This window comes from Agrobacterium vitis (assembly GCF_014926405.1).
GTDB lineage: Bacteria > Pseudomonadota > Alphaproteobacteria > Rhizobiales > Rhizobiaceae > Allorhizobium > Allorhizobium vitis_H.
In genome coordinates this window covers 142,868-152,864 of record NZ_JACXXJ020000002.1, presented here as the reverse complement: position 1 = coordinate 152,864, position 9,997 = coordinate 142,868, and the positions used below count along the sequence as shown (strand labels likewise).

Below are 9,997 nucleotides of genomic sequence, written 5' to 3'. Positions count from 1 at the left end.
TCCACCGGCTGTTTCGGGCAGGAGCATTGGACCGTCGACAACCGGAATGGGCTCGACATGGACGGCATGAACGCGCCGCGTGGACGCGATCGAGTCTGCCAGCTGTCGTGCCGCCTGCGCCAGTTCCGACACGGGCAGGAAGGCTGCGGACGATAGCAAGGCGACCAGCGGGAGAAGCGTCGGCTCGAACGCATGGCTATGGATCATGAAGGCCGCAGTGACCAGCACTGCCGCAGATCCGAGGGCGGATACCACCTCCTGCCTGGCCGTCTGGAACGACAGGTCCGCATTGAGCGCCACTCTCGTGCGCTGATACTCCGCCGTCTGATCGTGAAAGACCTTCCGGCGCGCAGCAACCGCGCGAAAGGCGATGAGTTCGCCCATGCCTTGCACTGTGTCCACGACAAAGGCATTGAGGCCACCCAGTTCGGCGCGAGCCTGGCCGCCGAGGGCATCAACCTTGCGTCGCTCAAACACTGGCGCGAGGGCGGCATAAACCAGGAATGGCAACAACACGACCGCCGTTGGCCAGGCGATGAAGGTGAGAGCGATCAGAACTGTCAGTGGTATCAGGAGCGCCACCATCGCCGGCGCCACGACGTGAGCGAAGAAATACTCGACCGTCTCGACGTCTTGCGTTCCGAGGGAGACTAGGTCGCCTGACCGCCGCTTCAGAAGATAGGCCGGCGCGAGCTTTTCCAGGGCGTAGTAGAGATCGACACGCATCTGGGCGAGCAGTCTGTAGGCCATGTCGTGGGAGCGCCACGATTCATTCCATTGCAGGAACGCTGCCAGAGGCACCAGCGCCACCATCCAGGCGACATACGAGCCGAATGGGGTGCCCGTCTTGATTGCCGCCACTGTCAAAGCGCTGAGCGTGCTGACGCCGATCAAGGCATAGACACGTCCCACGCCGGAGGTGACGGTGAGGATCAATTGCTTGCGCCAGGGCCCGATCAGTTTGAACAGCGTTCCCAAGGTCTGGAATGAGGTCAGGCCCGCTGCTATCCTCTCCCCTTCGGTCAGTTGAGGTTTTGCCGAGGATGTCGTCGCGATAGTGGCCGGGCGTTCTTTCTCGGGTGCGACGGCCGTGCCGAAGTCCAGCAAGGCGTCACTTTCATTGAGTTCGATCTGTTCGGCCATGAGTTTCCGGTACGGGCCGTCGCGGGCGATCAGTTCGGCATGGGTGCCGCTATCGGCGATCAGGCCATCGGAAACCACGAGGATACGGTCAGCATCGATCACGCTCGACAGGCGATGCGCGAGCACGACAGTCGTCCGCTCCCTGGAGAGATCATCAAGTGCGGTCTGGATAATGCTTTCGTTTTCAGCGTCGACCGACGAGAGTGCTTCGTCGAGGATGAGAATGGGAGCATCTCTCAAGACTGCGCGGGCAATCGCTATACGCTGTCGTTGACCGCCCGACAGTCGCAAGCCACGTTCCCCGATGATTGTGCGATAGCCCTGCGGAAGCGAAGCAATAAACTGATGGGCGTTGGCTGCATGCGCAGCGGCCTCCACCTGTTGCGGTGTCGCGTCGGGACGGGCGATACGGATGTTGTCTTCGACCGATCCGTAAAAAAGATAGGTATCCTGTTGGACCACGGCGATCTGATCGCGGATGTGATCGGCAGCCAGCGTTGTGACATCGTGCCCACCAATGCGGATCGTACCGGTGTCAGCGTCGTAGAAACGCAGCAGAAGCTTGACGATGGTCGATTTTCCCGAACCGCTGTAGCCGACAATGCCGATGCGCTCGCCTGCCCTGACGTCGAAAGAGACGCCCTTCAGGGCTGCGCCGCGTTCGACCGAATAGCTGAACTGGACATTATCAAAGGATATTGACGGCTCGATATCCGGAGTGGCAGAGGTTTCGCGTGGTGGGCGCGGTGGTGTCGCCTGCAGCAACGCCTTGATCCCCACGGCGGCTGCGTTGGCCATCATGCCCCGATGGAGTAGGGAGCGCAGATCGCGTAAGGGCCGGAACACCTCTGTCCCAGCCATCAACACGATAAGCAAGGCTTCGATACTCATGTCCCCGTGGCTGACGCGCCACGCGCCAAGCGCAATGGCGGCAGCCGCACCGCCGGCGATGGCGAGGTCCGTGAATGCCCGGCTCATAAGGGCAGCTTGCAGGACAAACATCGTGCTGTCGGCCAACTGGTTTGCTTTCAGGGCAAGCCGCTCGCCGAACGCGGCGCTTTGGCCGAACGCCTTGAGGGTTGGCAAGCCTTGCACGGCATCGAGAAAATCCGCACCGAAGGCTTTGAAGGAGCGCACGCGGCGTAGCGTCGACTGTTCGCCAATACGCTTGAGGACCACCGGAAAGATCAAGGCGAGAATGGCGGCCACCGAGATCACGGCTGCGACGGGGACGTCCCAGAACGACAGGACCGCAAACAGCAGCACGGGCGCCAGAAAGGCGATGGCGACCTGTGGGATAAACTGGCCGAAAAACGCCTGGAGTTGTTCGACACCATCAATTGTCGAAAGGGCTATACTGCCCGTCCGGCGCTCGGCGAGCCATGCCGGTCCCAGCCGCACGATCTGATCGAAGAGGCTGAGCCGGACCCGGTCCTGAATGAGTGCTGCCGTGCGATGCGCCACCATCGCGCGCCAGTATTCAAGACCCATGCGTGACAGGATGACCGCCACGAGTATGGCAATGGCAACCAACTGATCGGCCAAGGGCGCGCCTTCGAACAGACGCGCGATCAGCCAGCCGAGGATAATGAACCTTGCGATGCCGAGTGCCAGCGAAACAAATCCGAGGGCGATGGCTGCGGCGATTCGGGCCCGGAAGCCCTTCGTCGCCGCCCAGAGTTGGGCGTCAAAATGCATGTTTATGTCCTACCGAGGCGTTCACGAAGCGTAGCGTTGACTACGTTATTTAAATTACACTACGGGGAAGGTAATGTCCATTACGTCAAGTAGGAAGACTGCTCGGTTTCGATCTCGTGACGTCGATCAACGACGCGGGGGCCTTATCATCCGCCACCATCAGCATGCGGCGGTCCGCTATCGCTGTGCTCAGGTCCCGATCATGGGTGATGAGCAGGATCGCCAACTCGTCCTCGTCGGCGACTTTGCGCAGATGACGAATAACCTGCTCCTGCACCGGAGGATCGAGGCGCGACGTCGGCTCGTCGGCAATCAGCATCGTCGGCCTCATCGCTAGAATGCGGACAAGTGCCAGGCGTTGCGCTTCACCACCGCTGATTTGATGCGGGCGGCGATGAAGCAAGTCGTGACGCAGGCCAAAGCGCTGCATCAATCCGGGGACTTCGCCGAAGCCGCGGTCGCCGTCTGGCAGGCGACGCAAATCTTCGAGGCTACGCCCGAGCGACTGCCACGGCGAGAACACCCGCGTCGGATCCTGATGGAGCTTTTGAAGGGAGCCGCCACGTGCCGCTGTCGGCCGCCGGATGATCCCCCCAAGGGGGGAGGCCTGTCCGAGCAGCGTTCTGCCCAGGGTCGTCTTTCCGATACCACTCTTGCCCAGGAGGGCCGAAATATGCCCGGCATGGCAATGAAAATTTAGATCGTCCGCCAGAATTCTGCTGCCGATACCGATGCGCAGGTGATCGGCCTCGATGACTTTCGCAGTCGTTGACCGCGCATAGGGGCGGGGTTCCCACGTTGCGGGATCGCTTGCGATGTACCGACGCGCATAATCCGTGCGGGGATCCCTCAGGATTTCTTTCGCAAGTCCGGACTCTATGATCGAGCGTTCGTCGAGAAAGGCGATCTGATCGGCCAGTGACCGGACAAGCGCGATATCGTGAGTGATGAGGAGGATCGCGCGACCGCTCTTTCGCAACGCGCTGAATACCTGGGCCACAACATCGCGCCGGTCCGCATCGAGACCCTTGGTCGGTTCGTCTACGAGGACGATGCCGGCACTGGTCACGGAAGCGATCGCTGCCATCACACGCTGCGCCATGCCTCCGGACAGTTCGAATGGACGCTTGTCATGGTGTTCAGCATCCAGTTGCATGGCCGAGAGTGCTGCGCCGGCTTCATGTGATCGTCGTGGCGACTGAATTTGCTCGCCGACCTGAGACTTTGCGCTCAGCAGGGGCGCAAGCGCGTTGAGCGGCTCCTGGGGAAGCAGGAAGAGGTCTTTCGCCCATAGAGACCTAAGTGCTGTGCGGTCGGCGGCGTCATAGATGCGCCCGTTGACGATGATGCGGCCAGAGACCGAAACGCCGCCCGGAATGAGACCCATGATGGCGCTGCCGATCAGGCTTTTGCCGCTGCCTGTTTCGCCGAGGACGGCCAGGATTTCGCCGGCAGCCACGCTGAGCGAAATGTTTTCCACGATGACACGATCAGGCGTTGCGATCGTCAGCCGTTCGACAGCAAGGGTGCTCACCTAGACAACCTCCTCGATCCCCTGGCGACGGGCGCTGTAATATTCGCCGATCAGCGTTGCCGAGAGTGTGCAGATCAGAATGGCACCGGCCGGAGCCAGCACCATGTGAGGATAGGTGCGGAAGAAGGTCATGGTTCCGGCGATCATACCGCCCCATTCGGCATCCGGGGGACGAAGGCCAAGACCGAGGAAGCCGACCGACGAAATCGTCAGGACGTTGGCGCCAACAGTCAAAACGCCGAGGGAGGAAAGATAGGGGACAATTGCCGGCAGGACGTGTGTGCGGAATATGTAGACCGAACCGAACCCGAGCAGACGGGAGGCCTCGACATGATCGGTGGCCAGTTCACGCGCGGTAATGGCTGCGGTGAGGCGGGCGAAGCCTGGCCATTGCGACATCCAGAGGCCAAAGAGAATCGGACCGATCCCGCCGCCCAACAGGCCGGAAACCAGAATGACGAACAATAGGCTGGGGCAGGCGATGATCACGTCGGACAGGCGCATGATGACCTGCCTCATCCAGCCCGTCCGAAACGCGGCCAGAAATCCGAGCACCAGACCGGTGGCCAGTGAAGCGACCACTCCGGCAAAGGCAATTCCGAGCGATATGCGTGTTCCTGCAACCAGCCGGGCTGCGATGGATCGTCCAAGATTGTCGGCGCCCAGAAGATAGTCGGTGGACGGAGAAGCATAAGCGGCACCGAGATCCTGTCGATTGGGATCGACGGTCAACAGGAGAGGCCCGAACAACCCCACCAGCAGCATTGCAGCCAAAGGCATGAATCCAAAAAGCACGATCGACAGTGGCGGCATGCGCCGGGGCTTGATGGCAACCCGATCGAGCGATGAAAACGTCATGGCTGTTGGCCCGCCACAAACAGCCGCGGGTCGAGCAGCCTGACCGTGATGTCGCTGAGGCCGTTGATCGCGACCACGGAGACGCCAATCAGCAACCCTGCACCCATCGCCATCGGTATGTCGGCCGCCAGAACGCTATCGATCAGCCGAGTTCCGAGACCGTCGAGGTTGAACAACACGTCGATGACGACCAGACCACCGATCGTATGAGCAACCAGCGGCCCAAAATAGGCAATGACCGGTACGAGGGTCGGCCGCAGTGCATGGGTAAAGATGATCCGCAACCAGCTCTGGCCCTTGATCCGCCCGTAGGTCGGATAGAAGTCCTGCATCGTTGCGACCACGGCGTTACGCACCACGCGCGAAAGCTCTGGAAGGAGCGCAAGCGCAAGCGTGCAGGAGGGAAGGATCACGTAACCGGGCAGGTTATTGCCGGCCGCCGGCAGCCAGCGCAGGCCGATCGCAAATATCGTTATCAGAATGATGCCGAGCAAGAACGACGGCACTGATGACAGCACCGCGGAAACGGCGAGAAACCCCCGATCGACAATGCTGTCTCGCCGCATCCCGGCTGCAAAACCTGTTGCCAGGCTTAGGGCGAGAGCGAAACCGACCCCGATGATCGCAATGCTCATCGTCGTGCGAAAACTCTGCCACACTTCCGGCGTGACCTCGCGGCCACTGATCATGGAGCGTCCTAGCTGGCCGGTGAATACGGACCCGACCCACCGGCCATATTGCAGAATGACAGGCTGATCCAGCCCCGTCATCTGGCGCGCCTGATCCACGGTCTGCAGGGAAATCCGCTCGCCGTAACGAGCTTCCGCAACCCGAAACGCAATATCGCCCGGGGCCATCTGCACTGCGACAAAAGCGAGGCTGGCAACTGCAAACGCAACGCCCGCCGCAGCCAACAGATGACCGATAACCGCTCCGGCAATGCCGCGCATGGCCGACATGCTCAGCTAACCCATTTGACGCGGTCGATCCAGAAGCCGACCTCGAGGGCATCGATTGGCACGCTGTCGAAAGCGATCCGGTCGGAAATCGAGACATTGTAGTCGTACCAGACCACCGGAATGACCGGCAGATCGGCATTGACGAGCGCACGGATCTTCTTTCGAGCCGCTGCGCGCTGGTCCTCGCTGCGAGCGGCAAGATACTCGCTGAGGGCTTGTTCCATGTCCGGATTGCGGTAGTTCACACCGCTCCATACAGCGTTCGCCGCATTGCTTTCGGCATAATCGAGCACCAGGGTGGCGACGGGATCAGGCACGGCACCATAGTTTCGTCGCGTGAGGCCGAAGAGGAAGCTGCCCTTGGCGACGGCCTCCAGAACTTGTCCCTGGTTGCCGTTTTCGAGCTTGACCTCGATGCCGACGTCGGCGAGCTGCGCCTGGATCGCTTCCGCCAAAGATTTGACTTCCGGCTGCTTGCCAACAATCATCGCAAACGAGAAGCGCGTTCCATCGCGGGTGAGGACGCCGTCCGACCCCTTGGTCCAGCCAGCCCCAGCCAAGAGCCGCTCGGCCTCTTTGACGTCGCGTTCGATCTGCGGCAGATCGGAATCGTACCAGTCGGGAAAGGCAGCAGAGAAGAGCTGGTTGGCGGCGGCCTTTGGATTGCCGAACAGTGCCTTGGCAATCCCCTGCCTGTCGACGGCCAGCGAGATTGCCCGACGCTCAACAGGGTCATCGAAGCGCACGTCTCCCGCATTAACGAAGACGCCGTTGATCCGCGCAGTCTGGACCTGCTTGACCTTTACCTTGCCGCTGCCCTCGACCCGGTCGCGCAAGGCCTGCGGCAGACCGAGAACCAGATCGACCTGACCCGCTTCTGCCATGTTGGCAATCGTGTCGGGCGACGTCGCGCCGGTGAAATGAACTTTGGAGATGTTTGCCGGGGTTCCCCAATATTCGGAGAAAGCTTCGAGATCCACCGAGGTTTTGCCCTCGATCCGGGTGATCTTGTAAGGACCCGTGCCTATGATTTGTTTGACGGTTCCGTCAGGAGCAAAGGAGGACTTTGCCAGAATGACGGCGGGGCCGTCGGTGAAAAAGTCCGCCACGAGGCTGAACGGCTGCTTCAGAGTAACAACCACTGTCTGACCATCGATGCTGACCGACGAAATTGGCAGCTGCGGCACCATCTCGGTATTGTTGCGCGATTTGCGCATGGTTTCGATGGCATCCCGAACCAGTTCGGGTGTCAACACGCTACCGTCGTGGAAGCGGACGCCTTCTCGGATAACAAAAGCCCAGTTCAGACCGTCGTCGCTCACAGACCAGCTTTTCGCGAGTTCCGGGGCGAGCTTGCCATCTGGATCGATCGTCACCAGGGTTTCGGCGACCCGAAGCCGGCGGAAATGATAGCTGGTGTCAGCCAATTCGAGGCTGGTGATCTCGCGAGGAGAGGTGATCTGGAGGATACGTTCTTCCTTTGCCCACGCGCTGCGGCCGAACACGGTCGTTACGGCGCCGAGCGCCACGGACGCGGCAAGCACCGCTCTTCGGGAAATCATGAATAGGCTCCTCGGGTTAAACTCGACATGACGACCATGCCCGGACGAAGCCCCAGCCTGTCCGGCGCGTCGCTGCCCGTGGAATGGCGTCGTGTTCCGGAACCCAGCCACTACACAGCGTAGTAGCTGTTACCATTCATGATAATAACGATCAAGTTTAAATATCGGCTGATCTCCTTGGGCCAGTCGGCTTTTCGGCCGTTGGCGTCATTGTTGGTCTTCCCTGATCATCATTGGCGTAGTGTTGACGACGCAGCGTCTGGCTTTCAGGTTCTGCGATCCAGTTCACTGCGGAAATCGCGAAGTCGGCGCGCCGTCTCCATGGCCTGGTCCGGGCCAAGCTGGGTAAGAGACAGGACAAGGGTCTCAAGGGCGAGCAGGATCGTTCCATAGAACGTCATATTGCCGACCTCGGTTCGTGGTACTTCCAGAACGGACTGAGCACCGACCGCGAGGCGACCAGTCGGGTTGTCGGTAATGACGACGAGCATTCCACCGATACGTTGAAGCTCCTCCTTGATGAGAAGGCTTTCCTTGTGAACTTTGCCGTAGGCAAGGAGGATTACAGCATCGCCCGGCTGCAGGCCGAGCAGTGCGTCGGCGAAGGCGTGGCCGGTACCCTCCATCACGAAATTCGCGCGGCCTATCCGGCCAAGATGCGTTGAGGTCTGCTGCGCCAGACGGACAAGCGGCCCGCCGCCATGAAGGCCGATCCGGCTGGCATCGTTGAGGAGCAGCGCCGCGGACTGAAACTGCTCTGGCAATGCCGGTCGCGACAGTCTCTCCAGTGTCCTGGCATAGGCCTCGACCACCATCTGGAGCGGAGGCCGGCCCCCATCCTGTGTCAGCTCACTCACGGTCACGCCCACCTTTTCCACCGGTGTACGGGCACCCTCATCGAGTTTCTCCGCGATCACGGTTTTGAGGTGAGGTAGTCCATCAAAGCCAAGCGTCTGGATCGACCGTATAACGGTTGCATCGGAAGCGTCGATTTTCGCAGCAAGCTCGAGTGCGGAACTGACAAGCACGGCGTTCGGGTGTCGCTCGATATAGTCCAGGAGCCGAGTAGCTGCGGCACTCAGATTTTGTCTCTGCTGCACTTCAAGCATATGCCATTCCATTATCTGTTCTGGATTTCGCCCGAAGGCTCGGCGCATAACTAACTCGAAAGGGGAACGAATTCCAGCAGCAGCAAGGATCCGCCTCCCTAGCAATACCATTTGCGCGGGAGACGGCGTTACAAGACGCCGCGGACTCGCCCAGCTTGTCGATCATTGCGTGGCATGCCTCGATAGGCCGAAATCTGTTCTTCAAGCCGAACGGCAACTTTGTGCGCCCGCTGATAAAATGCCCCCTCGGCCATGCCATATCGGTCTATGTGGGTTTCCAGATTGAGCGGTGCTTCGTATTTTGTTGCCGCGATTGCGCGTGTAACGGCTTCCCAGTCGATGCGCCCATCAAAGGGCAGCAGATGATCATCGGTTGCGCCAAAATTGTCGTTGATATGCGTGGTGATAAGGCGATCTCCGTACTGTTCCACAACGGAGCATGATCCGGGCGCAATCATTTCCCAATGACCTGTATCGAGGCAGAGGCCAATGAACTCAGCCGGAAAGCGCGCAAAAAGCCGCTCGTAAAGCTGCAGGAAGCTCGAAGCCGATGCGCAAAACAGAGTTTCGACCGCAATCTTGACCTTCTTTTGCAGGCAATATGGCTGAAGCTCCTCAAGCGACCTCCATAAGGGGGCAAAAAAGGCTTCTTCTGCCACTCTGGAGCGGAACACCTCATCCGTGATATCGATGTGCATGACGATATCGGGCGCTCCGAATGCGCAGGCCAGGTCGATCCGGTTCCTGACCAGCTCCACACCGCTTTTCCGCTGCCACTCGTGAGGGGACAGAATGTCTCTGCGGGTTTCCATACCTATACGCCGGTCTTTCCGCCATCGCACTTCGCTGATCGGATTGCGTCCGTTGCTGCCGTGAAGAGATTTCACCTTAAGTCCGGATGCGTGGACCATCTCAGCGGTGAAGGCAATCTCGGCGTCGCTGAGCATGTAGGAATTTCCGGAGTCAGGGTTCCAGTTGATATGGGTAAAGCCCGCGTCAGAGATCAGCCGCAAGGACTGCCTGACCCCTTCGTCGTACCAGCGTTCTTCCTGTGGCCATTGCCAGACTGTAATGCAGGTATCCATCGTTTTCGCTCCTTGCGAAGTCGTTGAAGCATGCAGGCGTCGAACTGCA

7 protein-coding genes are annotated in these 9,997 nt (G+C 60.0%); all 7 read right to left on the bottom strand.

What is annotated here, in order from left to right; translation table 11 throughout:
- Positions 1-2,841 (bottom strand): ABC transporter transmembrane domain-containing protein (locus IEI95_RS01575; RefSeq protein WP_194415687.1); only part of this gene is annotated, 2,841 nt, incomplete at its 3' end.
- Between the two features lie 85 nt (positions 2,842-2,926).
- Positions 2,927-4,375 carry an ABC transporter ATP-binding protein gene (locus tag IEI95_RS01570; RefSeq protein WP_194415563.1) on the bottom strand — a complete coding sequence of 483 codons (1,449 nt, stop codon included), beginning with the start codon at positions 4,373-4,375 and terminating at the stop codon, positions 2,927-2,929.
- Positions 4,376-5,233 carry an ABC transporter permease gene (locus IEI95_RS01565; protein WP_174045392.1) on the bottom strand — a complete coding sequence of 286 codons (858 nt, stop codon included), beginning with the start codon at positions 5,231-5,233 and terminating at the stop codon, positions 4,376-4,378. It abuts the gene before it with no gap.
- A complete protein-coding gene (locus tag IEI95_RS01560) occupies positions 5,230-6,192 on the bottom strand; it encodes an ABC transporter permease (RefSeq protein ID WP_194415561.1) in 963 nt (320 codons plus the stop codon). Before IEI95_RS01560 ends, IEI95_RS01565 begins: the two co-directional genes overlap by 4 nt.
- 2 nt (positions 6,193-6,194) lie before the next feature.
- Positions 6,195-7,754 carry an ABC transporter substrate-binding protein gene (locus tag IEI95_RS01555; RefSeq protein WP_172691103.1) on the bottom strand — a complete coding sequence of 520 codons (1,560 nt, stop codon included), beginning with the start codon at positions 7,752-7,754 and terminating at the stop codon, positions 6,195-6,197.
- 266 nt (positions 7,755-8,020) lie between these two features.
- On the bottom strand, positions 8,021-8,863 hold the full coding sequence (locus IEI95_RS01550) for a MurR/RpiR family transcriptional regulator (RefSeq protein WP_173995571.1): 843 nt from the start codon (positions 8,861-8,863) through the stop codon (positions 8,021-8,023).
- Between the two features lie 128 nt (positions 8,864-8,991).
- Positions 8,992-9,948, bottom strand: coding sequence for a sugar phosphate isomerase/epimerase family protein (locus tag IEI95_RS01545; RefSeq protein WP_172691101.1), 957 nt, complete (start codon positions 9,946-9,948; stop codon positions 8,992-8,994).
- Positions 9,949-9,997: the final 49 nt, after the last annotated feature.

What these genes read in the sequence shown, in the direction of transcription:
- IEI95_RS01555 (WP_172691103.1), bottom strand. Translation starts at nt 7,754, where the DNA reads ATGATTTCCCGAAGAGCGGTGCTTGCCGCGTCCGTGGCGCTCGGCGCC.
- IEI95_RS01550 (WP_173995571.1), bottom strand. Translation starts at nt 8,863, where the DNA reads ATGCTTGAAGTGCAGCAGAGACAAAATCTGAGTGCCGCAGCTACTCGG.
- IEI95_RS01560 (WP_194415561.1), bottom strand. Translation starts at nt 6,192, where the DNA reads ATGTCGGCCATGCGCGGCATTGCCGGAGCGGTTATCGGTCATCTGTTG.
- IEI95_RS01545 (WP_172691101.1), bottom strand. Translation starts at nt 9,948, where the DNA reads ATGGATACCTGCATTACAGTCTGGCAATGGCCACAGGAAGAACGCTGG.
- IEI95_RS01565 (WP_174045392.1), bottom strand. Translation starts at nt 5,233, where the DNA reads ATGACGTTTTCATCGCTCGATCGGGTTGCCATCAAGCCCCGGCGCATG.